The organism is Chryseobacterium sp. OSA05B, assembly GCF_019970065.1.
In the GTDB taxonomy this organism is placed as follows: domain Bacteria; phylum Bacteroidota; class Bacteroidia; order Flavobacteriales; family Weeksellaceae; genus Chryseobacterium.
Genome location: NZ_JAHXYH010000001.1, coordinates 714,189 through 737,716 on the forward strand (window position 1 = coordinate 714,189; position 23,528 = coordinate 737,716).

General features: G+C 38.7%; 25 protein-coding genes and 1 riboswitch. Of the genes, 3 read left to right on the plus strand and 22 right to left on the minus strand.

Features of this window, described 5'->3' with window-relative positions:
• Positions 1–2: 2 nt before the first annotated feature.
• From LC419_RS03160 to namA, 12 genes are all read right to left on the minus strand, one after another.
• Complete coding sequence (locus LC419_RS03160) at positions 3–2,666, minus strand: OmpA family protein (protein ID WP_223605980.1); 2,664 nt, start codon at positions 2,664–2,666, stop codon at positions 3–5.
• An 11-nt stretch (positions 2,667–2,677) separates the two neighbouring features.
• Positions 2,678–3,166, minus strand: a complete 489-nt coding sequence (locus tag LC419_RS03165) for a DUF4280 domain-containing protein (protein WP_034704346.1) — start codon at positions 3,164–3,166, stop codon at positions 2,678–2,680.
• Between the two features lie 2 nt (positions 3,167–3,168).
• Positions 3,169–4,203 (minus strand): hypothetical protein, encoded by a 1,035-nt coding sequence (locus LC419_RS03170; protein WP_223605981.1) that lies wholly within the window; start codon positions 4,201–4,203, stop codon positions 3,169–3,171.
• A 20-nt stretch (positions 4,204–4,223) separates the two neighbouring features.
• Entirely contained in the window at positions 4,224–5,204 is a 981-nt protein-coding gene (locus LC419_RS03175; protein ID WP_223605982.1) for a hypothetical protein, read from the minus strand.
• 98 nt (positions 5,205–5,302) lie between these two features.
• On the minus strand, positions 5,303–5,602 hold the full coding sequence (locus LC419_RS03180; protein WP_223605983.1) for a hypothetical protein: 300 nt from the start codon (positions 5,600–5,602) through the stop codon (positions 5,303–5,305).
• Between the two features lie 4 nt (positions 5,603–5,606).
• Positions 5,607–7,028, minus strand: coding sequence for a DUF2235 domain-containing protein (locus tag LC419_RS03185; RefSeq protein ID WP_223605984.1), 1,422 nt, complete (start codon positions 7,026–7,028; stop codon positions 5,607–5,609).
• 65 nt (positions 7,029–7,093) lie between these two features.
• On the minus strand, positions 7,094–8,068 hold the full coding sequence (locus LC419_RS03190) for a DUF2931 family protein (protein WP_262901686.1): 975 nt from the start codon (positions 8,066–8,068) through the stop codon (positions 7,094–7,096).
• Between the two features lie 64 nt (positions 8,069–8,132).
• Positions 8,133–8,303, minus strand: coding sequence for a hypothetical protein (locus LC419_RS03195; protein WP_156122705.1), 171 nt, complete (start codon positions 8,301–8,303; stop codon positions 8,133–8,135).
• 1 nt (position 8,304) lies between these two features.
• Complete coding sequence (locus LC419_RS03200) at positions 8,305–10,236, minus strand: type VI secretion system Vgr family protein (protein ID WP_223605986.1); 1,932 nt, start codon at positions 10,234–10,236, stop codon at positions 8,305–8,307.
• Positions 10,237–10,394: 158 nt separating this feature from the next.
• Positions 10,395–10,799 (minus strand): type VI secretion system tube protein TssD, encoded by a 405-nt coding sequence (tssD, locus tag LC419_RS03205; RefSeq protein ID WP_223605987.1) that lies wholly within the window; start codon positions 10,797–10,799, stop codon positions 10,395–10,397.
• Between the two features lie 183 nt (positions 10,800–10,982).
• Positions 10,983–11,279: a DUF2752 domain-containing protein gene (locus LC419_RS03210; RefSeq protein ID WP_223605988.1), complete on the minus strand. Its 297-nt coding sequence runs from the start codon at positions 11,277–11,279 to the stop codon at positions 10,983–10,985.
• Positions 11,280–11,287: 8 nt separating this feature from the next.
• Positions 11,288–12,340, minus strand: coding sequence for an NADPH dehydrogenase NamA (gene namA / locus LC419_RS03215; protein ID WP_223605989.1), 1,053 nt, complete (start codon positions 12,338–12,340; stop codon positions 11,288–11,290).
• A 100-nt stretch (positions 12,341–12,440) separates the two neighbouring features.
• Here namA and LC419_RS03220 point away from each other — a divergent pair, with 100 nt between their 5' ends.
• The 3 genes from LC419_RS03220 to LC419_RS03230 all read left to right on the plus strand — a co-directional run bounded on the left by LC419_RS03220 (position 12,441) and on the right by LC419_RS03230 (position 16,342).
• Positions 12,441–12,923 (plus strand): cytidine deaminase, encoded by a 483-nt coding sequence (locus tag LC419_RS03220; protein WP_223605990.1) that lies wholly within the window; start codon positions 12,441–12,443, stop codon positions 12,921–12,923.
• Between the two features lie 316 nt (positions 12,924–13,239).
• Positions 13,240–13,416: riboswitch (cobalamin riboswitch) on the plus strand.
• Positions 13,417–13,447: 31 nt separating this feature from the next.
• Positions 13,448–15,289 (plus strand): TonB-dependent siderophore receptor, encoded by a 1,842-nt coding sequence (locus tag LC419_RS03225; protein ID WP_223605991.1) that lies wholly within the window; start codon positions 13,448–13,450, stop codon positions 15,287–15,289.
• A 12-nt stretch (positions 15,290–15,301) separates the two neighbouring features.
• Positions 15,302–16,342, plus strand: coding sequence for a YncE family protein (locus LC419_RS03230; protein ID WP_223605992.1), 1,041 nt, complete (start codon positions 15,302–15,304; stop codon positions 16,340–16,342).
• Between the two features lie 160 nt (positions 16,343–16,502).
• On the opposite strand, the gene LC419_RS03235 is transcribed toward LC419_RS03230, so the two are convergent.
• The 10 genes from LC419_RS03235 to gldC form a co-directional block, all read right to left on the minus strand.
• Entirely contained in the window at positions 16,503–17,924 is a 1,422-nt protein-coding gene (locus LC419_RS03235; RefSeq protein WP_223605993.1) for a CCA tRNA nucleotidyltransferase, read from the minus strand.
• 44 nt (positions 17,925–17,968) lie between these two features.
• On the minus strand, positions 17,969–18,313 hold the full coding sequence (locus LC419_RS03240) for a nuclear transport factor 2 family protein (protein ID WP_223605994.1): 345 nt from the start codon (positions 18,311–18,313) through the stop codon (positions 17,969–17,971).
• Between the two features lie 105 nt (positions 18,314–18,418).
• On the minus strand, positions 18,419–18,967 hold the full coding sequence (locus LC419_RS03245) for an L-threonylcarbamoyladenylate synthase (RefSeq protein WP_223605995.1): 549 nt from the start codon (positions 18,965–18,967) through the stop codon (positions 18,419–18,421).
• 175 nt (positions 18,968–19,142) lie between these two features.
• The gene (locus LC419_RS03250) at positions 19,143–19,730 is read right to left on the minus strand and encodes a hypothetical protein (RefSeq protein WP_223605996.1); all 588 of its coding nucleotides are present in this window, start codon (positions 19,728–19,730) and stop codon (positions 19,143–19,145) included.
• Positions 19,731–19,885: 155 nt separating this feature from the next.
• Positions 19,886–20,392: a DinB family protein gene (locus tag LC419_RS03255; protein WP_223605997.1), complete on the minus strand. Its 507-nt coding sequence runs from the start codon at positions 20,390–20,392 to the stop codon at positions 19,886–19,888.
• 99 nt (positions 20,393–20,491) lie between these two features.
• A complete protein-coding gene (locus LC419_RS03260) occupies positions 20,492–20,944 on the minus strand; it encodes a GNAT family N-acetyltransferase (RefSeq protein WP_223605998.1) in 453 nt (150 codons plus the stop codon).
• 4 nt (positions 20,945–20,948) lie between these two features.
• Complete coding sequence (locus LC419_RS03265; protein ID WP_223605999.1) at positions 20,949–21,431, minus strand: DUF4440 domain-containing protein; 483 nt, start codon at positions 21,429–21,431, stop codon at positions 20,949–20,951.
• Between the two features lie 19 nt (positions 21,432–21,450).
• On the minus strand, positions 21,451–22,593 hold the full coding sequence (locus LC419_RS03270; protein WP_262484397.1) for a cystathionine gamma-synthase: 1,143 nt from the start codon (positions 22,591–22,593) through the stop codon (positions 21,451–21,453).
• 11 nt (positions 22,594–22,604) lie between these two features.
• Positions 22,605–23,165: a hypothetical protein gene (locus LC419_RS03275; RefSeq protein WP_223606000.1), complete on the minus strand. Its 561-nt coding sequence runs from the start codon at positions 23,163–23,165 to the stop codon at positions 22,605–22,607.
• 31 nt (positions 23,166–23,196) lie between these two features.
• Entirely contained in the window at positions 23,197–23,523 is a 327-nt protein-coding gene (gene gldC / locus LC419_RS03280; protein ID WP_034745586.1) for a gliding motility protein GldC, read from the minus strand.
• Positions 23,524–23,528 lie beyond the last annotated feature (5 nt).

Sequence of the window (23,528 nt, forward strand, 5' to 3'; positions counted from 1 at the left end):
ATTTAAGTTAAATATTTTTTATCCATATAGTAAGTTTCTTCTTTCATCACCTTTTCTTCTACTTTGAAATTACTTTTCCACCAGCCTACTTCACCTTCTATCTCTACAGAAAGAACGACTCCTGAAAATTTCAGAACAGGCTGGATAAATAATCCTGTCGTATCAGAATCCAGTACAATATCACCTCCAAAATAGGAATCTGCTTTGGCGGCGGCTTTAAAGGTTACAATGGGTTTTGCTTTGGTTCCTTTTACAGTTCCTACTTCAATACTGATACTAAGTTCTATGGTAGCTCCCATTTTCCCTCCGATCGTGGTTTTCCCCAGCATATTGATCCCGTTAATACTGTCAATTTTCAGGGCATCCACCATGATTTCCAGCTCACCATAAAATGTAGCGGTAAAGGTTACCGAGGCGCCCAGTTTTTCCAGTCCGCCTCTGAATTTATTGATAATTTTCGCTGCGGCAGGGTTCCCGGTTGCTCCGTAAGAAGCTACCGCAATGGCTGCACCTATGATATCAATAACGACTTCTGCGCCTATCAGGGGTTTGAAGCCAAAACCTACTTCTCCGATGACACTTAACGAAGCTCTCTCATTGACTCTCTCCAGATACCATTTTCCTACAACAGTAAATTTAGGATATCTGAGATTAAAGCCAACGGGAATAGCGGTTTCTTTTGCGGCACTCTGAGCATAGTTGATGGCATTCTGAACGATATTTACAGCCGTGGCGATCATTCTTGCGACTACCTCTATTTTATCTGCAAACTCGTTGGTAAAACTTCTTTTTTCCCGGCCGGCATCCCATTCTGCGGATAATCCTACACCTACATTGATCGGAACTTTTCCATCTTTATTCAGCTGCATTCTTTTGTACCCTGCCTGCCTGGACTTTTCCTGATGCTTGGCATAGATATTCCCCGGTGGCATATTGGATGCTTTATAATTGGAAACATTCACCTGGAATTCCAGTGCGAGTTCCCATTTAATATCCGGATAGGCTTTAATTAAAACCGTGGTTCTTTTATCGTTACTGAAATATCTGCAACTATGAATGTTCATATGGAACTGATTCGGATTGGTTGCTATAGGCCAGATATACTGTATGGGAGCAGCATTGAACCTTGACATGTTCGAGTAGACTTTATAGTTAAAAGAGGATGGCGCAAAAGTCTGTTTGGTATCTCCTTTATCTACCGCCTGACCTACATCGATCATCAGGATCTGCTTTTTATGCTTGTTTTTACTTCCGTGGTAGCATTCATTCGTATCAAATCCGGAGATATCAATCGTGAGGTCTTTTTTCGTTGACTCCGTCGGAGCTACGACTTCATAATTAATGGTTTGGGCATCGTGAGCATTGAATACAAAAGAAATATCTACTCTTCTGTTACTTTCGTAGTCCTTTTCATTTTTGAACCGGATGTTATCCTTCCCCATTTTATCGTCTGTAGGATCCACTTCTCCTTTCCCAACGGAAATGATCCTGCTTGGATCAAGACCTCCGTCTGCAAAAAATTTCTTTACGACATCGGCTCTTCTCTGGGACAGTCCTTTATTGTAATTCTGTTTTCCGATCACACAGGCATAACCGCTCAGATTCATGGTTGAATCTCTATGTTCCAGAAGAAACTTGAGTACATTATTGAGGATGGCTACTCCATCTTTATCGATGACCGTAGAGTCAAATTTATAATAGATTGTTCTCTCGATACGTTCCTGAAGGGCAGCTGACTGTATTTTTTTAATTCCTTTACCATTATCAAAAACAGTTACCGTCGTATTACTGGCTTTTCCGTCTTTGACTTCGCTTTCTGTGATCTTGATCATTTCGAAGCGGCACGGTTCCTGACGGACGGAATTTACATCCGGCTTGTATACTTTGGTAGGAGTCTGATTCTTACTGACATTGGCATTGGTAGTCACCACTTTATTTTTCACATTCAGATAAATGGCGTGAAGATCATCACCCAAATTATCTTTAATGTACTGTTTGGAAGCGGTATCTTTTACTTTGATATAAAATTCTTCTACATTCTGGATGTTATCTACATGAGCCATCCATGAGTAGGTATTTTCTATTTTTAAATTGACTTCCCCGTCTATTACCTGAACATTATTGTAGACATGAACCAGCTTATCTTTTTTTGCAGTCTGCTGATTCCAGAGTTCTATTGTTACTGTATTTCCGTTAAGGCCCTCTGTCATAAGATTAAGATAAACAACATGGCCGTAAGAAATGAAATTTCCCTTATTCTGGTTTTTGATACTGGTTTTACTTCCTCTTTGAGTCGTCCATTTGCTGGTAACAATTTTAGGATCACACCAGCCTTTTACATAGAGTCCTGTATTGTTTTTAGGGTCTCTTTTTCCGGACAGACTTGCTTCAATATAATAATGATAGCTTCCGCAAAACTGTTTGGAGATAAGGAATTTGTAGCCGCCTTTTGAGGGCGCCTGATTGATGATGATTTTCCGGTTATTGGTCTGCCTCATCCAGATAATTTCTTTCTTTTTATCTTCGGCAGTAGTCCCGGGCAGCCATTCTTCAACGCCAAAATAAACCCACTGATCAGGTTTTAATGTCACTCTCTGGCCTTTCACCGACATATCGGGATAGTAAAGTCCTTTTGTAACCTGTATTTTTTTTACACCTTTAGCCATTTGTCTGTCGTTTAGATTACACCATCCTGCCCACCGTAGGTAGGCTGCTCATTATACATTTCTTCTGAATCCACCAATGGATTGATCTGCTGCTGTACATCCTTATCCGCATTTTTAAAATTTTGCGGGCTGCCTTCCGTTCTCTGTCCGTGGTCTATGATCTCAATACACGGCGTGCCGGCAATGGCACAGATGGCTTTGCTGGTTTCTACAATAATATAGCCGCCATTGTTAAGCTGTACTTTTTCATAAAAATCTTTCCACTCTGTTACCATGATTTTGCAGGGCGGTGGCGGAACTCCCATTTTGATGCAGTTCCCGAATGTATTTTTCTCGAATGTGGCCGCTCCTATTTCTTTCGTGGTGACGATGAGTTTTTTGGAAGCGTTTTTATCATTCGCGTATTCTTTCTGGTGTGAGAGCACTTTGAGTTTGTCCGGAAGCTGTCCGAACTGGCATTTGCACATAGCACCCTGTACTACAATATGTTTTTCTGCCATGGTTAAAATTCTTTATTTGAAATTACTAGTCGGGTTAAATACTCATTCCCAAATTCAAGGCGGACAAAGGAAGAGTTCATCTTGAACGTCACAACAGTAAGAGCTTTTTCTGAATTTTCTTCCGTTTCTCCTACGGTCTGATAAAGCTGTGCGTTATATCTGGCAAAATTCCGTTTACATTCTGACGGTGAGCTACCGTTGAAAACCAAACCATGAGGTAATCCTGATACCATATCCTCCCCGTAATACTGAATGGCATAATATTCCAAACCGGTGCTCATATGGGCATAAATCATATTAAAATCATCGAAATCCCAGTTGGAATATTTTCCACCTTTGCAGTCTTTGCATTCCGGCTGAGTGGGCTGTACCTGTAAAAGTTTTGTAAAGGTCTCGGACGATGCCGGTAATGCTATAAACTGCTTCTTCCCGAACAGGTTCTGCAGTTTTTTTGATGCTTTTTTCTGCTTCGGATTTTCTGCGATCATATCCGTTGTCATTACAGCGGTAGTATAGGTAGTGGCTGTGCTGTCAGTTAGTGATTCATCATCATTTGAAGGTTCCGGGCGTTTGTAGGTTAAAAGAAATTCTTTAATCTCTTTCTCCACTTTACCGGTAGATTTGGTCAGTTTTGTATCTACTTCTTTCTTCGACCAGCTGTCCGGAATCACTTTTTCAAGAAAGACAGTGACTTTCGTGCTCTTTGCAGAGACTTTTTTCATATTGACATTCCATACGGCCTGTTGGATAAACTGTTTAGATTTAGCGCCATTTTTTAAAGCTAAATTCAGATAAGGATTTTTCTGGTCGCCTTCATATTTCAAATGATAAAGATCAACAGTGGTTGAGAAATCGGTATCTGATGCCGCGGCAGCTTTCGGTTCATCCTGGGTGAAATCATTTTTAAAATCAAAAATAGAATTCTGTAAGGTCTCGATATCTTTCGGGACATTAAATTCCACTTTTTGCCCGAAATGAAGGTTAAAGCTCAATATAAAAACAAGGATGGACAATTTATGATTTGGTTTAATTTTCATTTTGTTAGTTTTTTTTCCAATTATTCAGTCAGCATCGCAATGACTAGTGATATTTTCTTTTTCTTCTCAAGTTGCAGGTCACATTCTAAATACATTGATTTCACCAGTAAATTCTGCCCGTTCAGATAATACACGATCCTGAAATTTCCTTCCTGATTCATCACCGGAGTATCTTCAATGATCATCGAAAAGGGGGCTTTATTTATAAAATCATATACACTCCTTTCATCATTTAATTTCCCTTCGCCTTCTATATTAACCAGACCGGATTCTCCTTTCAGCGGATCAATCTCCAGTTTTATTTCATATTTCGGTTCTACCGGATTATCTGCCACCGGGAAACTTTCCTTTAATTCTGTTTCATAATCCTGTCCGAAACTCTGATAAACCCCGAAAAACAATGTTCTGATGAAATAGTCATTTCTAAGATAAAGACTAATTACCTCCGGCTCATCTATTATTTTTTCAATCTTTTCACAGTAGTTGTCTACCGTTTCTCCTTCAAATTCTTTATAAACTTCCTTTTTTACCGCTGCCCATCTTTCTTTAAACACTGAAGTATTTTCCACCGCATTGAATTTCCCCTGCTCATCCACACTGATCTGTAAGGGATACAAAACTTTGGATGTTTTATAGGCCAGCAGATCGGCTATTTCATTCACTTCCTCTTCGTTCAGAAAAAGATTGGACGTTCTGTCTATTTCAAAAAAATGCAGCCTTCTATCCATTTTCAGCCAACGTACTGAGGTTTCATATTTCAGTTCATTGTTATGGTCACTACTATCCATATTGATAGAAACTCCATATCTGTAGAATGAATTTTCAGGTTGAAAAACAAGACTGTTTCCTCTACCGAACGGTACCAGCCGGCTTTTATCCGTCACTGCTGTTCTTGGAAGAAAAAGTTCCTTCTGACCGGTAAGCTCAATCAGGATTATATCCTTGACATCGCAGTGGTTATTGTGAAATAATTTTAAAGCTCCTGCGTCTACCTGGTACATTGAAGCTATACTTTTCAGGCTCTCCCCTGCTTGGACGGTATGTATGTTAAATTTCTGCATAAAAATGATCCGGCATCCCTATTCTCTGTCAGTATTTCCTACTTAATGCTCATTATGTAAATGATCAGCAGCACGATGCCCGACACGATCAATATTAAATTTGTACTTCTGTTCTTATTATTTTTGGTAAAAAAGCTCACTACAATCTCTATCAAAAGCAATAAACACCATAAAGCGGTCCAGCAGACATTTAAGACCAGATGCATCGGAATGGACATCCCGCTGTTTCCTCCTATGGACTGAACCGGATGGAACCATGAGTCCCAATGGTCATAGACATAGATCAGGATAAATCCCAGTAATAAAATTCCTACTCTTAACGCCAGATGTTTATTCATGTTGCTAAGCTTTATGAATTACCCTTTCTCTGTCTGATGTAGGATCCATTCCGATGCCTTCTCTTCTTGCAGACCAGTGGAGATATTTATTTCTGAGGGTCCTCAGGTCATCCTGTTCCTTCATTTCTTTCTGGTAATCGGCATATTTCTGTTCCGGTATGGATGCCCCACCGTACGCGGTCTCAACATCTTTATATCTTTTAAAAACGTATTGTTTTCCATCTGCCATGGCATAAGGTCTCAAACGGTCTTTCACTCTTAGCAGCAACTGATCCCCTGAAATGGAATAGGTTTCGTCGGTAAGTTTTTTTATTTTGAGCGGAACGGTTTTTTCAACGCCGTACTCCGCCATAAAATGCAAGGGAATATAGCTGTATGTCTTTTTCAAAAGTTTACGTTCTCCTCTTAATGACAGATAAAATCCTGGGGTAATGGTAAGCTCTTCTTCCGTATACCAGGAATCATTGATCAGCTGCTGTCTTAAGGTTTTTAATTTTGCACTGGTGGTCCATGAGGTTTCCACTTCTTCCCAGACTTCAGGTCCTTCTTCATAAGCTCCGCCTACATCACAGTGTACACCGGGAAATATTTTTTCAACTCCTACACTTACATTCGTAAGGTCAAAATTTTCCCTGTGCTCATTTTCCGCGACAAAATGGATAATGGTTTGTGCTCTTCCGATATCATCCAGTCCCAGTTCTTCCACATCATTGTGGAAGTTGGGCTTTGGAGAAAAGTTTTTGGAGTAAGACGAAACCGTATCATAAATCCCCAGAAATCTCACTTTCAGTACACCTACTTCAATTCCGGCTTCCTGCAGTTTCAGCCCCAGATGTCCCCATTTCGGAAGATCCTCACCTTCTACACCGGTTCCATCACTGTCCGAGTGGGAAGTAATGGTGGTACCTTCATATGAAACCGTGGTGGTTTTAGCTTTATATTTTGATTTTCCTATTTCATGAACGAAATTTCTTGCTGCGGCGGCACCACGGCTGAAACCGAAAACATCAAAAGTAAGGACAGCAATTTTATCGGCTTTTTTTGAGCTTTTAATGTTCTTTACTTTTTTCACGATTTCTTCGCAGCCCTTTCTCACTTTTCCGCGAATCCCGGTATCTCCTGTTCCGAAGGCATATCCAAGCATAGAATCTTCCTCCTTATCTTCCGTTCCGATCCCTTCTATATAAATGCCAAAATTTTTATCGTAATTATCCCATAAACGCGCTACATTACTCCAGTCGTTATTATAACTGTTGTTGTCACTGGGTTTCCCTCCATTTTTCTTGTAGTCGGCCGTTTTATCCCTTCTTTCAACGGTATTGGTTTTGTTGTTCAAAGTTCCGTCAAAAAACACCCCAAGAGTAATATCTAACACTTCCTCTTTGGATATCTCAGGTGAATAATCTCCAAATTTATTATTGTGCATGGTTTTATTTTAATTTTTATTGACAGATTTTAACAGATACAGAAAATTCTTTTCACTGTTGCTTCTTACTCTATTTTACGGGAAAATCTGACCTTCGAATTTTTGATCGGCAGTTCTTCCTTTTCGTTCTTTAATGATAAACTCGCGCCGGTATTATCTGCATTCACTTTAATGATAAGATCTATATTCTTTCCTTTTCCAAGCTTATGGAACAGTTCAAAGATTTCTTTCTCGTCAAAAGCATCCACCCATACGGCGTATCTGTTTTTATTCTTATCTCTCCAGTAAAAACCGCAGAATTTCGGAACTGCGCGATTTTTATAGGTATCACTTTTCAGGCTTTCTCCGAAAAGGTTTTCCTGTTCGCCGTTATAGTTATTAAACCCGAAATCGATCCATTCACTTCCTTCCGGCAAGATCACTGTGGGTTTCCAGTTAAATTTTTCTCTGTACGCCTCATAGATATCCGGAGCGGGATAGCCTTCTTTTTCTATTTTAGCTCTGGTTTCCGGCTTGAATGTTTCATAGGAAGGATCTTTGAGCATTCTTTCTGCAAAACCTTCTTTCAACATATATTTCGCGTTATCATATGCCTTTTCCTGAGTAATAATGGTATCATGAGCCTGAAAAACACCCACTTCTTTCTGGTTTCCCGGACCGTTGATCCATAGAACGACCTTTCCTTTTGGAGCAAGTCCAACAATAAAATTGGTGTAGGTCGTTTTTTTACCGTTATCCTGATCGATAAAACCTTTTTCAAAAAGTCCCTTTATTTTTTCTTTATCCAGGTCCCATTTTCCGGTATAAAATGTATTTTCCACCAAAGAATACCAGGTAAATTCCAGCTTATTAGGAATATCCATCTGACGGGTTTCTACGCTCATGGTTCCGCCTTCATTTCCCCAGCCTGTATTTTGTGTGCCCCAGATCGCATCGAAACTGTAGGTAAAATCATCTGCAATGATGCCTCCTTTGTACACTTCCATAGGATATTCCATGGGTGCCGAAACGGTGCCTAGCCAGCTGTATTTTTGTTCCATTTTTTTATTTTGACAATTGATGAGTGAGAAACTTCCAGCAATAAAAAGAATCAGAATTCTTAATTTACTTGTTCCCATGAGACATTATTTTCTTATTGCTTGCCAAAACAAGGTTGTTCTTCTGTGCTTCCACATTGATCTTCTGCGCAATTTTTTCAACCTTTTTGCCTACATTCAGATGGTAAGTGTCATTGACCTTGATCTGTATATTTTTAGCTGTTTTGATGATCGCCATATCAGAAAAGTTTTGATTTTTCAGCACTGTTGAATTCTACAATCTTGCCGCTCTGCATCGTCATGTTCTCCAGTTCGCTGAACATGGATATTTCTCCGGCTATTTCATTGGACGTCTCAGACTGTCTTTTGAATTCTTTTTCTACCATTTCTGTTCTGGTATCCGAAGATTCACGGATATCACCTGTAGCGGTCTGAACTATATCTTTTCCAGCTGTAGAAATAATGCTGTCGTTCGCTGAACTGTTGATGCCTTCTCCCGCACTGATCGAAATTTCTTTTCCTGCGGTGATATTGATATTATCTCCGGCATTCAATGTAAAGTTTTTAGGAGCTTTCATGCTGATATTTCCTGCGCCATCCATAAAATAGATGTTTCCGCTGGGATCCATTATTTTTACGCTTCCTTCTTCATCATTCATTAAAATCCTGATTCCGCTTCGGGTCTGGATAGACTTCAAATGATTATTGATACCCCCACCTAAAGCGATTCCACCATGAAACATTCCTCCCATGACGAAAGGTCTGTCGGGATGGCTGTGAACGAAATTCACCATCACCTGATCCCCAACTTCGGGAATGGCTACATAGCCTCTGTTCTGTGTGATCTGATCTGTTCCTCCCGCATCAGGGCTCATCATTCTGATAAAATGGGTAGTATCGCTGGTCTGCCAGTCAAACTGCACCTGTATTCTTCCCTGTCCTTCCGGATCTGTATTGGAGATAACGGTGGCCGTCTGTGGCTCAGCTTTAGGAATTTTGTATTCCGGTCTTGGAAGAAATCCTGTATCGGCTGCTATTCCTGCAAAACTTCCTTTGTAATGACCTATGGTATCAATTTCATGCTCAGCTTCCGTGATCATAATTCTTGTAAAATAAGACGTCTCATTGGAATCCTGTTTACGCATCTGAACATCGGCTACACATCCCGGATGAAGAAACGGAACCGTAGTGTTTCCTGAAATAGAAAAAACATTGACCGCTTCACTTCCTGAAGCGCTTTTCTGTGAATATTCCACATCAAGATGGGTCGATGCTTTGATAGGCGCTATCTGAAGCGCAGGGGTTTTGTAGATGCTGTTATTATGATCGTAAGCTGTTTTTGCAATATCACTTACATGCTGGATCGGTGTAGATCCTGAAGTAAGTTTTTCATGTTTGTTGCTATTGTACCCGTAGTACTGGGGTTTGGTGTGTACAGCTTTCAGTTCCACCTTAATATCATTGGCACTGCTTCCGTAGGTCAGGGTAATGGGTTTGTTCTGAGGCGGAAGTTTCCCGAAATGCAGGACTTCGCCATCATAAAAGAACTGTTCACCATATGCTTCGGCCATTCTTGCCAGATAGTTGTAGTGAGTTTCGTCGTATTGGCTGCTGTAGATGATCTGGGAAAAATTATTGGCATCGATTCTTATATCAAAACGGCCTCTGTCAATTCCCTGTTTGATTACTTCTTCCGCGATAATTCCCATATTAACGGATTGATTTCCTCCAAAACTCTGGATATGGGCCGCTCCGTCCAATAGTATCGTGGGACTGCACCCGGTAAGGACAATATTCCCAAGGCTCATTTTCTCCTGGCTGAATGCCACTCCGGTGATGATTCCCACAAAAGTTCGTTCCGGGCTGTTCTCTATATCTTTATAGGAAATAACTGCTGTAAGACGTTTCCCGAGGAATTTATTGGCATCCTCCAGTGAGTGCGTCTGGCGGTCTCCCAAAGTATCGTGAGCCAGAGTCAGCGTGAATTCGTGGTGACGCTGGGTACTCTGTTTAAGTTTAAAATGCTTATAAAATTTGATAATTTTTCCTTCGATGACTAAGGAAAGCTTTACCAGACGGTTGATGCCGGTATGATGATTCTCGGATACCCCATCTGCATTCTGTGCCGGGCGAAAAGCTGCACCCTTTGGTTGTTCTGGTGTAGTAGACATATTTTATAAAGTGATTTGTGTTAAAATGTGTATATTATTCATCTAATCGGGAATTTTTGAAAATAAACAAAGATTCCTTGTCAGAAAATAGCGTTCACAACAGGTAAAAAAAGACCGTCTTGAGGGACAGTCTCTTTATATTTTTTACTAATCGGGACCTAGCTTAACGGCCAGAATCCTTCATAAAGTGAATTTCCGTATGAAATAGTTTCTGCACTTATTACAAAGCTTATCAGCATACTATTGGTATCGATCGCATCAAAATCCACTTCATGTTGGATCACGTATCCATTTTCCCACTTCAGGGCAATCAGTGTTCCTTCTTCATGAGATTTATTTAACGTAATTTCACCGCTTGTAGGCTTGTATTTACCGTTTAATAAGCTTTCCAGAATATCAGATTTTTCAGTCGCTTCTACGGTTACTTTGATCAATGCGTTTGATGGGTCAGACGCTACACGTCCTGAAACATCAGTAGATCTTGATACGCTGTAATTAAGCTTTAACAACTTTTGTCCTTCACCTCCATTGAATTTTAAGATTCCTCTTGAATTTCCTGCCATATTCTTATATTTTAATCATTTATGATTATACTATTCATAAAGTTAGTCTAACAAAGATAGAGTTCATGCTCTAATTTAAAAAGTTTTTATGTAAGAGATTTATATTTTGTAGTAATTCTACGACTTTTTTTTGAGTATCTTCAATTGCTATTAAAAAATATTGTCCCATTCTGATCTTTTTGTTTATTGATGAGCATGCAAATAAAAATGTCTATAATAATACGATATGATCATAATGACCAGATTGACAACAACCATGATTATCAGAATATTTCCGTACTTCCTTTTTTTATCTACAAAACTCAGGCCTAATGTAAACAGAAACAGGAGCAATGTATAAACAGCCGGGTACAGATGAAAAGCCTCTGAAAACTTCCCTTCAAAAACGAGCACAATGGCTCTCTGGGCACCGCATCCCAAACATTCAATTCCCAGAAATTTCTTGCTGGGACAGGTCAGCATAAAGTCTTCAATTTTCATCCGAAACGTTATGATGAAATTTTTGCTCTGGTATACTGATGGGGAAAGAAGCAGTCTTCTTGCATCTCAAATGATCCCTGCACAGCAATGTAGGGATTTCTCAGAATCTCTCTTGCCACAAAAATCAGATCTGCCTCTCCTTTTTCAAGAATCTCTTCAGCCTGTTCCACTTTGGTGATCAAACCTACAGCTCCGGTTTTCACTCCAGCTTCGTTTCTGATCTGGGATGAAAAAGGAACCTGATAGCCATCAAAAACAGGTATTTTGGCTCCATGAATATTTCCACCGCTTGAAACATCTACAAGGTCTACGGAATGTTCTTTTAAAATCTTAGCCAACTCCACACTATCGTTAATATTCCAACCATTTTCAGCGTATTCGGTAGCGGAAATACGGACAAAAAGAGCCACATCTTCATTCAACTCTTCATTGACTACATCTACAATTTCCAAAAGAAAACGAATCCTGTTTTCAAAGCTTCCTCCATATTCGTCGGTCCTGATATTGGAAAGCGGGGATAAAAACTGATGAATCAGATATCCGTGCGCCCCGTGAATTTCTATGAGATCAAAACCTGCTTTTACGGCTCTTTTAGCTGCTTCCTTAAAATTTCCGACCTGTTCTTTGATTTCTTCAACCGTAAGAACGTGTGGAATTCTTTCGGAAGGATGATACGGAATAGCACTGGGCGCAACGGTTTCCCAGCCCTCTTCAAGCGGAATCTGCAGATTGTTCCAGGTGGACCCTTTTCTTCCGGCATGAGCCAGCTGGATCCCGATCTTACTTTCTGATCTCGAATGCACAAAATCAACGATTTTCCCAAGTTCTCCTGCCTGCTGGTCGTTCCAGATTCCCATACAGTGATTGGTAATTCTCCCACGTGGTTCTACTCCGGTAGCCTCAACCATAATTAATCCTGTTCCGCCCTGAGACCTGCTTCCATAGTGTACAAAATGGAAATCATTGGCTAAACCATTTTCGCATGAGTACATACACATGGGAGACATGACCCATCTGTTTTTTAGCTCTATATTTCTGAATTGTATTGGTGTATATAGCATTTTATTTTTTTGAATTTCAATTTAATTATGGATAAAAAAAACATTGTCCACCTGATGAAAAAGAAGTAAATTTAGCCCCCCTTTTTAGTCTGACTAATATATGAAAAAAGACATACAGATCAGTTACGAGCACTTTAAAAACAGCAGTGAACTGAACGATATAGAAAAAACTCTTTTTGAAAGAGCAATCCAGGCCCGTGAAAATGCCTATGCCCCCTATTCCAACTTCCTGGTAGGATGTGCCGTTTTACTCGAAAACGGTGAGATTTACTCCGGAAACAATCAAGAAAATGCAGCCTATCCATCAGGATTATGTGCAGAAAGAACGACTCTTTTCTGGGTAGCCGCCAACTTTCCGAATATGAAAGTAAAGAAGATTTTCGTCGTAGGCGGTCCTAAGGAATTTCATGAGAAAAACCCTCCGATTCCACCTTGCGGAGCCTGCCGACAAAGCTTAATAGAATATGAAACAAAGCAAAATGAAGATATCGATCTTTATTTTTCAAGCATGAATGATGAAGTGGTTAAGGTGCACTCGATCAAGGATCTGCTGCCGTTTTATTTTGATTCAACGTTTTTGTAGAAGGAATTAAGAGTCAAGAACCAAGATACAAGAATCTAGATTTTAAATACGAACGCCTGGATTTTTGTCAAGAGTCAATTTTGCTTCGCAAGTCAATAGTGAATTTTAATGCTGTATATGTATGATTATCATTGACGATTCACTTGCGAAGCAAAATTCACCATTCACAATTTACCATTCACTTTTAGTTTTTTTTCAATTTCGCAGTATTGTATTCATTGGTGATCATTTATACATTAAAAAAAATTCTTTGCGAAGCAAAATTGACAATTCACCATTCACTTTTCTGCCTTTTTGTGCAATAGATTTAAAAAGTTATCTTTGCAAAAATTTTGGTTTCCAGCGTATTGGAAATAATAGGGAATTGGGTGAAACTCCCAAGCTGTCCCCGCAACTGTAAATCGCAATAAGATTTTCTGCAAAAAACCACTGTTCATACGGGAAGGTGCAGAAAGCGAAAGTCAGGAGACCTGCCAAAATACTAACTAAAAAACATATTACTTTCGGAGGAAAAGTAAAATAGTATGGATATAAAAAGATCTTTATTACTGCTTTGTTCGTCTTACGGCAGCTTTCTTTTCGGACAGGAGAAGGCCCTTGACACTATTTATATTTTTGACAGCCAGATGAGCAAGGTGAAACTTTTTCATCCGGTTCGTACAATCACTCAAAAAGACATCGAGAAAAACTCAACCAATCTTTCTGAACTTTTACGTTATCAATCTTCTATTTATATCAAAGAAAATGGCCGCGGTGCTGTTTCTTCGCCATCTTTCCGTGGAACTACTGCACAGCAGACCGCTTTTGTATGGAACGGAATCAACATCAATTCCAGTTTTTTAGGACAGGGAGATGTCAATAATATTCCACTGTTCGGATATGATCAGATCGACGTCAAAGCCGGCGGCGGAAGTGTTGTTTACGGAAGCGGAGCTATAGGTGGGAGTATTCATTTAAACAATGTTTTAGATTTTAACAGAGGTTTTAAAGGTTCTGTTTTCTCAGAAGTGGCTTCTTTTGACACCTATAATAATTTTGCACAGGCTTCCTTCAGCAATGAAAAGTTAAGTGTTAAGGTTTCCGGAAGTTATTTAACGAGTAAAAATGACTATAAAGTCCCTGAATTTGTAGTCGGAAGCACACCATTCGATAATATAAACGGAAAGTATTTTAATACTTCAGTCAACATTGGGGTTTCCTATAAAATTGCTGATCATCAGACTCTTTCGTGGCAAAACCAGATCTTTGATGCTTCACAGCACTATCCTATTTTCGAGGAGAATGGCAACAGAACAAAATATAATGCACAGACCTTAAGAAGTCTGATTGCATGGGATATCAAAAAAAGCGATCTTTCCAACAGCTTAAAAGTGGCTTACACAGAGGATAATTTCCAGTATTTTTCAGATGTCAACCAGCCTAAAGCAAGTGGTGCAGAGGGAAAGAATTACATTTTTAAAAATGATTTTAATTATTTCATCACACCAAAGATTAATATCAATGCTATAGGAGAATTTCAGTTGAATAAAGGGGAAGGTTACAAATCCGGAATCGGAGTCATCAGCAGAAATGTGGGATCATTAGCTGGATTGATAAGATATTTTGCGACTAAAGATCTTCGCTTTGAAGCCGGGATTAAAAAGGATTTTGTAGAAGATATCTCTTCTCCTCTTCTGTATTCTTTTTCAGGAAAATGGGATGCTACACCATGGTATCACGCCGGGATCAATTTTTCAAGGAACTTTAGATTCCCTTCATTTAATGATCTTTACTGGCAACCGGGAGGGAATCTGGATTTACTTCCTGAAACCTCCACCAATATTGATATGAACCATGAGTTCAGCCTGGGAGATTTTAAAATTACATTAAGTCCTTACTATATGGACATCAAAAATCTTATTACCTGGCTTCCTACTTCTTTTGGATATTGGGCACCGGTAAATACGTACAGAGTTCAATCTTACGGTCTGGAGTCGCAAGCCACCTGGAATAAAACATTCGGAAAGCATACTTTGAAGCTGGATGCGGGCTATACCTACACAAAATCTATTAATAAGGAGACTCAGATGCAGATGATGTATGTTCCGACTCACAAGGCTGTCGGAAATATCGAGTATGGATATTCTTTCCTTAAGCTGTATGCTCAGGGGTTATTCAACGGGCTTACCTATACTGCTTCCGATGAACGGAAATCTACAGCTATTGATCCTTATTTCATTTTAAATACAGGAATCTCTGCAACAGTCTTCAAAAAATACACCGTAGGGTTTAAGGTGAACAACCTTACCAACAAGATTTATCAGACGGTATCTCTCTATCCGATGCCGAAGAGAAATTACAGTGTTTATGCAACAATCAATTTTTAAACTTAAAATATTATGAAACTGAACAAACTTCTACATTTTCTTTTTGCTTTTACGCTTCTTTTAGGCATCGTGTCTTGTAGCAATGATAATAATGACGAACAGGAAGTATTCTATGGCAACGGTTTTTTAATCGCCAATGAAGGTACCTACGGAAAACCTGAAGGAGACGTCACTTTTGTAAGTGCAGACCTAAACTTTAAACAGGATAATCTTTTCGCACTTAACAACGGCGCACTATTGGGCGATGTTTTACAAATGATCGCTTTCAAAGGTGAAAACGCTTATCTGCTATTGAATAATTCCAACAGAATCCAGATCGTAAACCGTTTTAACTTTAAAGCCACAGGTGAAATTAAAGCTGAACTTAATAGTCCCCGCTACATGGCTTTTGCAAACAACAATATCTATGTAACGAATGATAAATTCAACGGCGATAAGTTTGTAAGTATTTATAAAGCTTCGGACCTTTCTTTCATCAAAAAAATTACTTTCACCGATGCTGTTGAGAGAGTAGTGGAAGCAGGAAATAACATCTTTGTACAGAATGCATCATTCGGTTTTGGGAATAAGATTACTTATATCAATACTTCTTCCAACGACATACAGTCCACCATCACATTACCGAACGGAAACATCAATAAAATTATTTCCAATAATCAGAATGTGTATGCTATTGCCGGTGGAACGACAGATTCTTATATCTATCAGATCTCCAGTACAGGTAGTATTACAAAAACAACTACTTTGACCGGTATCGCGAATGCTAAAAATCTTGAGATTTCGAATGGTAAGTTTTATTTTTCTTCGGATAAAAAAGTGTACACAATGGATATGAGTGCTACTACAGTACCTACAGCACCATTATTTACAGTAGCTAACAGTGTTGATAATTACTCTGCTTTATACGGATTCAGCGTGATCAATGACAAAATTTTCACTTCGGATTCCAATGGATTTACCCAGGCCAGCAAAATTGTGGTTTATTCCACTACAGGATCTGTTATCAGAACATTTACTTCAGGTATAGGTTCAAATTCAGTTTACGCAAACTAAGATATTAATACTTCGGTATTATCTATAAATTTTTATTTTTTTTCATCATTTGTGTTTTTTATCAGGCCGCTTCTTTGAAGCGGCCTGATTTTGTTTTTACAATGTATAAAAATCTTCGGCGGGACAAAGTCCCGCCGAAGATTTCTTATTTAATTTTAACTTAATTGTATTTTAATCCCAGCTTTTCCGCCTCAGCGATCACAAACTTTTCAGCTTCTTCCTTATCATTAAGGATCTCACCTTCAAGAATGGCTTCTTTTACTTTCTCTTTCAGGATTCCGATCTCTTTTCCGGGCTTAAGATTAAACATCTGCATGATTTCTTCTCCGGTAATGGGTGGCTGGAAATTACGTACCTGGTCTTTCTCCTCCACTTCCTTAATCTTCACCGCAACATATTCGAAATTCTTTTTGAATCGTTCCTGTTTTTTGGAGTTTTTAGTGGTAATATCTGCTTTACACAGTGTGAAAAGATCTTCCAGGTTTTCTCCGGCATCAAATAAAAGCCTTCTCAGTGCGGAGTCTGAAGCATCATCGGTGATCAGGGCAATCGGACGTGAGGAAAGCTTGACCATTTTCTGAACATATTTCATGTCACTTCCCAGCGGCTGTTTCAGTCTGTGAAAAAGGGTTTTTACCATTTTTGAGCCTAAAAACTCATGTCCATGGAAAGTCCATCCCGTTCCTTCCAAGAATTTTTTGGTTGGCGCTTTTCCTATATCATGCAGCAATGCCGACCAACGCAGCCAAAGGTTGTCTGTATTTTCAGAAATATTGTCTACAACCTCCAACGTGTGGTAAAAATTATCTTTGTGAGTCTGTCCTTCTACTTCTTCCACTCCCTTCAGCTCGATCAGCTCAGGGATGATAAGTTTCAGAAGACCTGTTGCTTCCATTAACCCCAGTCCGATGGATGGTTTTTTAGACATCATGATTTTGTTGAATTCCACCATAATTCTTTCCATAGAAACGATCTTAATCCTTTCTGCTTCCTGCTTAATAGCGTTAAGAGATTTCTCTTCGATGACAAAATTCAAGGTAGATGCAAAACGAACCGCTCTCATCATCCTCAACGGATCATCAGAATAGGTTTGGGTCGGTTCTAAAGGTGTTCTCAAAATACCTTTTTCAAGATCTTCAACCCCATTGAAAGGGTCTATAAGCTCACCGAAATTAGCTTTATTTAAAGAAATCGCCATTGCATTGATCGTAAAATCTCTTCTCTTCTGATCGTCTTCCAGTGTACCGCCTTCCACTTCAGGCTTGCGGCTGTTCTCGGTATAACTTTCTTTTCTGGCGCCTACAAATTCCAGCTCAAGATCTTTATATTTGATCATGGCCGTTCCGTAGGTTTTAAAAACAGAAACTTTTAACTTGGGGTCAATATCTTTTGCTACAGTTTGTGCAAGCTCAATCCCGCTTTGTTCCGTTACAAAATCAATATCCGTAGAGGCAGTTCTCTTCATCAAAAGATCACGTACATAACCACCGACGATATATACGGACTGATTATTTTTTTCCGCAGCATCAGCAATGATTTTGAATAGTTTTAAGTTTTTATTTTGGGTAAGATTAATTTTCATCGTAATAAATAGATCGTCTTTTTTCTGTCAATGTATCTTTTCCATTAATCATAATGGGCATACATTTTATTAATTTTTCCTTCATCGTCAAAAAACATGATTTCCACAGCATGTTTATCCATTATGGAGGTATAAAACAAAGCCACCGAATTCACACCTGCTGTTGATCTGATCAGTTCGAAATGCAGGTCCGGGAATTGAGCCAGTGCTTTTTCCCAATAATCACGGACAGCTGTTTTTCCCTTTAATGTGCTTTCTTTTCCTCCTGTTGCCAACGAAATCATGGGCGTTGTCACTTCAATATCTTCTGCATAATGGGACAGTATATCCTCAAGATCATGAGAATTCCAGGCACGGATCCATTCTTCAGCAAACTTTTGGTGGTTCATGGCAGTCTTTTATCAGTTGAAGAATGCAAAGATAGAAATTAAAAAAAAGAAATCCTGCCGATATACATGGACAAGATTTTAAAATGAAGGAATTATTATAGAATTTTATTCACGAAGAACCTTAATTCTATTATCACTCCATACCTTAATCACTGAAGATCCTGAATATTTCGAAACTTTATCTCTGTCTTCCTCTACCGCATAATCTACCAGCTTAATCATTTCCGGAGAAATATCCGAAAACTTCAACGGGCTTTTTTCACCGCTGAAATTGGCGGAAGTAGAAACCAAAGGTCTGTTTAGCTTGGTGATCAGTTTTTTACAGAAATCAGTTTTTATCAGTCTGATACCAATGCTTCCGTCTTCAGCAAGCAGTTCTTTCGGAAGTCCGCGGGGATTTTCATAAACAATCGTAACCGGTTTTTCGCTAAGGTCAATGATTTCCCATGCCATTTCCGGGACATCCACCAAATCCTGAAGCCTCTTTTGAGACTCTACCAGAATGATCATCGATTTATTTTTTTCTCTTTTTTTGATGTCAAAAATTTTATTGACCGCTTCTATATTGGTAGCATCACATCCTATTCCCCAGATGGTATCTGTAGGATAAAGAATGGTTCCGCCTGATTTGAGTATTTCAACAATATTTTCCATAATTTAAAAGAGTATTAAACCCGTGGATAAAGGTAAAAAAACGGGAAGGTTCAGCCAAGAAATATGGGATAAATGTTTGGTTTGGGTGAATTTTTTAGATTTCGGCTAAAGCCAGAATCAATTTATCTTTTTTATTAAATGGGCTAAAGCAAATTTCTATAGAATCTTTTTTTCATTACAATTCATTAAAAAATGCACTGAAATAGCTTTTTTTAGTTTCGACTTTGGTTTGATTCAAGATTTTCGTGAATTCTCTTTTTTCAAAATGTTGAGAAAACAATACAGGAAAATTGCCTTTTGCTCCTTCTTTTATTAATGTGTATAAAATTTCGTTGTCTTTAAAAAATACCAGTGTAGTTCGTTCATATAATTTTAAGCTAAAACCATCAGTAGGTTCATTAAGTAGTATGAGGTTGCCGGACCATTTTGAAATCCTGAAATTGTATTTTTTCCCATATTCAATAATTCTCTTTTTGGCTTCTTCTTTATGGATACTAAATTTTATTTTTTTTAATTTTTTCTCTGAAAACTTACAATATAAAACATATAAACAAAATGCAATTACACCAGTCAGGATAATATATTCAAATCTATTTTTTGAAAACGACTCTAATTCTGAAAAGCAAACGATCATTTCAAACATCAATACTATGAATAAAAAATAAACCAAAAATGTATCTAATCTTTCATTCCAGCTTTCTTCAAAAACCAGTTTTTTTGATTCAATGCTTTTATTGATGTCTAAATTTTTTAATGTCCTCATTGCGATTCGTCTAAAATCTTGTTTGAACTTTCTATCATTGAAAAACGGGCTAAAGCCCGTTCCTATCCAATATTTTTTATGTTACAGTTCATTAAAGCGTAGAGAAGTTCTCCCTGTATCCACCATCTTGGCTCTTGGCTCTTGGTTCTACAAACCTATTTCACCCCCGGCAAATACCTCTCTTTAATAATGCCTAAATGATGATAATTGTGTCCCACGATCAGTTTCCCGATTGTTTCCACAGCCAGTTTATTGCCGTTGGCGATACCTGTATTATTTAAAACACCGGGTTCAAGGGTTTCAATAAGGATTTGTGAAGACTTTCTTACAAGTTTATATTCTTCCAACAAGGATTCTAATGATCTGTCATTGGCAAAAGAGGCCGCAGCATATTCTTCTTCATCAAAACCTGGCAATTGGGCCTTATCTCCTCTTGCAAAGGCCAGAATTCTGTATTGGAATATTCTTTCGGTATCAGACAGGTGGAGTAAAAGTTCTTTCAGCGTCCATTTTCCGTCTGCGTAGGCAAAAAGAGACTGTCCTTCTGTAAGAGCTGCGTATATTTCTACTGTTTTTTCTCCTGATATTTTTAATTCTCCGATCCAGTCCTCTGAAGGGATCTGATCCAGATATCTTTGTACGTATTTTTGAAAATCAGACATGGGTTTTTGAGTTATAAGTTATGAGTGATAAATGATAATTGATAAATAATGAATGATCTATACCATGAATTCACAATTGACCATTCACAATTGACCTTTTCACTTCTCTTTGTTCGTCCATTCGTAAAAATTCACAGAGTCATAGAGTTCAAAGCCGCAGGCGGGATACAACTGGTTTCCCACATCGTTGCTTTTTCCTGTTTCCAGGAGAACTCCACAGGCATTGGATGATCTGCACAATTCTTTTGCTTCTTCGATCAGTTCTTTGGAATAGCCTTTCCCTCTATAGTTCTCATTGACATAAAGGTCATTCAAAAGCCAGTATCGCTGCATTCTTGTGGATGAAAATATCGGATACAGCTGAACAAAGCCAGTCAGTCTACCCTCTTCTTCTGCCACAAAAATTTCGGAATCTTTGCTTTCTATTCTTTCTCTGAGAAAATGTTCAGCAGCAGGAATATCAGATTCTTTGTGATAAAAAATCCTGTATTGGTCGAATAATTCCGCCAACTGATTCACATCTTCAAAGATTGCTTTTCTGGTATTTTTCATATGATTATAAATGATGATCGTAGCTCAATACCCTTTTCATTTTCCACTGCTTATCTTCCTGAATCCATAAAATGGTAAATTTGGCACGACTTCCCTGATTCCATTTTCCATTTGAAAGTTCGAAGAAATCATGTTCTCCTTCTTCTATGAAAGCGTACAGAACATTATTATTGTATAAAGGATAGACTTTCATGCTGTTCGGCACAAGGTCACGCCTTACTTTGTTTCGGTTACCACAGATATTATTTTTAATGGAAGCGGTAAAAGCAGGCTCACCGGAAGTAATTCCTCCTTTATCATGATAAAACTCCAAGTCTTTGCTGACTATAGATTTATAATGAGAAAGATCACACTTATTAAATCCTATATCAAATATCAGACTGTCCAGCTTTTTGGCCGTTTTATATAATTCATCGGTAGTTTTTACCTGTGAGTATACCATCTGACTGACAAAACTTAAGATCAAAAAAAATTGAATCTTTCTCATTATATTTTATTTTAAGGTGTTAAGAAAAAGCTTTCTCAAGATCTGCGATCAAATCTTCAGCATCTTCGATACCCACGCTTAAACGAACTAAGTCATCTGTAATACCAAGTTCCTCACGTTTATCGGCAGGAATGGAAGCGTGTGTCATCAATGCAGGGTGATTCGCTAAAGATTCTACTCCTCCTAAAGATTCAGCCAAAGTGAACACTCTTACTTTCTCAAGGAATTTTACAGCATCTTCTTTTTTACCGGATTTGAAAGTGAAGGAAACCATTCCTCCTGATTCTTTCATTTGAGATTTAGCAAGCTCGTACTGAGGGTGAGATTCCAGTCCCGGATAAATTACTTTATCCACTGCAGGATGCGTTTCAAGATATTTCGCTACAGCAAGTCCATTGTCAGAATGACGCTGCATTCTTAATGCCAATGTTTTGATTCCTCTTAAAACAAGATAAGAATCGTGAGGTCCTAAAATACCGCCGCTCGCAAACTGAATAAAGTGAAGTTTTTCTCCCAGTTCGGCATCTTTTGCGATCAGTGCTCCGGCGATAACATCTGAATGTCCGCCTAAATATTTTGTAGCCGAGTGCATCACGATATCTGCTCCCAAATCAATAGGTCTCTGGATATATGGTGTTGCAAAAGTATTGTCCACAGCAACCAGGATATCTTTTCCTTTTGCCATTTCCACTACTGCCTTGATATCTACCAGTTTCATCAGAGGATTGGTAGGGGTTTCTACCCAGATCAGTTTTGTTTTGTCCGTGATTACATCAGCAATTTTCGAAACATCATCAAAATTCACGAAAGTAAATTTAAGCTGATATTTTTCGAAAAGTCTTGTAAACATTCTGTAAGTTCCTCCATAAAGGTCATCTACCGCTACTACCTCATCCCCGGGATTCAGTAATTTCAAAACACAGTCGATGGCAGCCAGTCCTGAACCGAAAGCAAGACCTCTCGCTCCGTTCTCAATGCTTGCCAAAGAGTCTTCCAATGCCTGTCTTGTAGGGTTGGCAGCTCTTGAATATTCATATCCGGAATGTACTCCCGGGCTTTTCTGTGCGAATGTAGAAGTTAAAAATACAGGAACATTGACAGATCCTGTTGCAGACTCATGATGCTGCCCTCCGTGAATTACTTTTGTATTAAAATTCATAATATTTTTATTTTTTATAAGCCTCCCATGAAAAAATCAAGGCTCTTTGAAACGTTATCGGATTTCCTTTTCACTTCCAGCTTTCCGTTAAAGGCATAGGCCAGAACTTCTATATCTTCAGGAACTTTTTCAGGAACAGTAGTGGTAAAAGAAGCCTGATACTCACTGTTTTCATATTGATCCTTACCTGTTTCTTTCAATTCCTCAAATTTTCCGTTGATTTTGAGAATTATTTTTTTCAGGGAATCATCTATATAAGCAATATCCGAGCCGTTTCCTTTGATAAAATCATCCATACTGGGAACAAGCTCCATGATAGATTCACCTTCCATGTCGTGGGGATGAAGACTTCCTTTTAACATCGCAGCAGGAATCTCCTTTTCTTTGAATAAAGCGATATCCATAGCTGCGTTTTCAGAAACATTCTCTGTGCCGGAAACCTCTTTATTTTCAGAAGCCGGAAGTTTTTCTGCCGTGATAGCGGAATCCCCCGTTTTGCTTTCTTTGAGCTCCGTTTTTTTACTGCATGCGGCCAACAATACCGCTGTACTGATGAGTAAAAGTGCTTTTTTCATATAATTTTGTGATTGGTGTGGAGTTTGGGTCTTAAGATCTGATGGCTGATTTAATAGCGAATTCATCCGCTATCTGCTCCAACCATTCTGCTACATCCTCTTCTCCGGTAGCTCTCTGGTACGTACTCCCTAAAGATACCAAAATCTGGTGAATGAACATCTTCATCTGATCTACCGGCATTTCTTTGGTCCAAAGATCGATTCTTAAAGCTTCCATTGTTTTGTCATCCCACACAGAGATCATCGTCGCTTTTGTTTCCTCTTTTTCCACACCGCCGTCCTGAGCGTTCCAGGTTATGCTTTCAGGAATGTGGTTCTCATCCAACTCTACATCTATTGTAATCTGAGTTTTTCTCATATCAA

Coding starts and splice junctions, on each gene's coding strand:
- LC419_RS03220 (WP_223605990.1), top strand. CDS start 12,441: ATGAAAAAAGACATACAGATCAGTTACGAGCACTTTAAAAACAGCAGT.
- LC419_RS03210 (WP_223605988.1), bottom strand. CDS start 11,279: ATGAAAATTGAAGACTTTATGCTGACCTGTCCCAGCAAGAAATTTCTG.
- LC419_RS03160 (WP_223605980.1), bottom strand. CDS start 2,666: ATGGCTAAAGGTGTAAAAAAAATACAGGTTACAAAAGGACTTTACTAT.
- LC419_RS03245 (WP_223605995.1), bottom strand. CDS start 18,967: ATGGAAAATATTGTTGAAATACTCAAATCAGGCGGAACCATTCTTTAT.
- LC419_RS03260 (WP_223605998.1), bottom strand. CDS start 20,944: ATGAAAAATACCAGAAAAGCAATCTTTGAAGATGTGAATCAGTTGGCG.
- LC419_RS03230 (WP_223605992.1), top strand. CDS start 15,302: ATGAAACTGAACAAACTTCTACATTTTCTTTTTGCTTTTACGCTTCTT.
- LC419_RS03200 (WP_223605986.1), bottom strand. CDS start 10,236: ATGTCTACTACACCAGAACAACCAAAGGGTGCAGCTTTTCGCCCGGCA.
- LC419_RS03170 (WP_223605981.1), bottom strand. CDS start 4,203: ATGAAAATTAAACCAAATCATAAATTGTCCATCCTTGTTTTTATATTG.
- LC419_RS03265 (WP_223605999.1), bottom strand. CDS start 21,431: ATGAGAAAGATTCAATTTTTTTTGATCTTAAGTTTTGTCAGTCAGATG.
- LC419_RS03255 (WP_223605997.1), bottom strand. CDS start 20,392: ATGTCTGATTTTCAAAAATACGTACAAAGATATCTGGATCAGATCCCT.
- LC419_RS03175 (WP_223605982.1), bottom strand. CDS start 5,204: ATGTACCAGGTAGACGCAGGAGCTTTAAAATTATTTCACAATAACCAC.
- LC419_RS03250 (WP_223605996.1), bottom strand. CDS start 19,730: ATGAGGACATTAAAAAATTTAGACATCAATAAAAGCATTGAATCAAAA.
- LC419_RS03190 (WP_262901686.1), bottom strand. CDS start 8,068: ATGGAACAAAAATACAGCTGGCTAGGCACCGTTTCGGCACCCATGGAA.
- namA (WP_223605989.1), bottom strand. CDS start 12,340: ATGCTATATACACCAATACAATTCAGAAATATAGAGCTAAAAAACAGA.
- LC419_RS03240 (WP_223605994.1), bottom strand. CDS start 18,313: ATGAACCACCAAAAGTTTGCTGAAGAATGGATCCGTGCCTGGAATTCT.
- gldC (WP_034745586.1), bottom strand. CDS start 23,523: ATGAGAAAAACTCAGATTACAATAGATGTAGAGTTGGATGAGAACCAC.
- LC419_RS03225 (WP_223605991.1), top strand. CDS start 13,448: ATGGATATAAAAAGATCTTTATTACTGCTTTGTTCGTCTTACGGCAGC.
- tssD (WP_223605987.1), bottom strand. CDS start 10,799: ATGGCAGGAAATTCAAGAGGAATCTTAAAATTCAATGGAGGTGAAGGA.
- LC419_RS03165 (WP_034704346.1), bottom strand. CDS start 3,166: ATGGCAGAAAAACATATTGTAGTACAGGGTGCTATGTGCAAATGCCAG.
- LC419_RS03180 (WP_223605983.1), bottom strand. CDS start 5,602: ATGAATAAACATCTGGCGTTAAGAGTAGGAATTTTATTACTGGGATTT.
- LC419_RS03195 (WP_156122705.1), bottom strand. CDS start 8,303: ATGGCGATCATCAAAACAGCTAAAAATATACAGATCAAGGTCAATGAC.
- LC419_RS03235 (WP_223605993.1), bottom strand. CDS start 17,924: ATGAAAATTAATCTTACCCAAAATAAAAACTTAAAACTATTCAAAATC.
- LC419_RS03185 (WP_223605984.1), bottom strand. CDS start 7,028: ATGCACAATAATAAATTTGGAGATTATTCACCTGAGATATCCAAAGAG.
- LC419_RS03275 (WP_223606000.1), bottom strand. CDS start 23,165: ATGAAAAAAGCACTTTTACTCATCAGTACAGCGGTATTGTTGGCCGCA.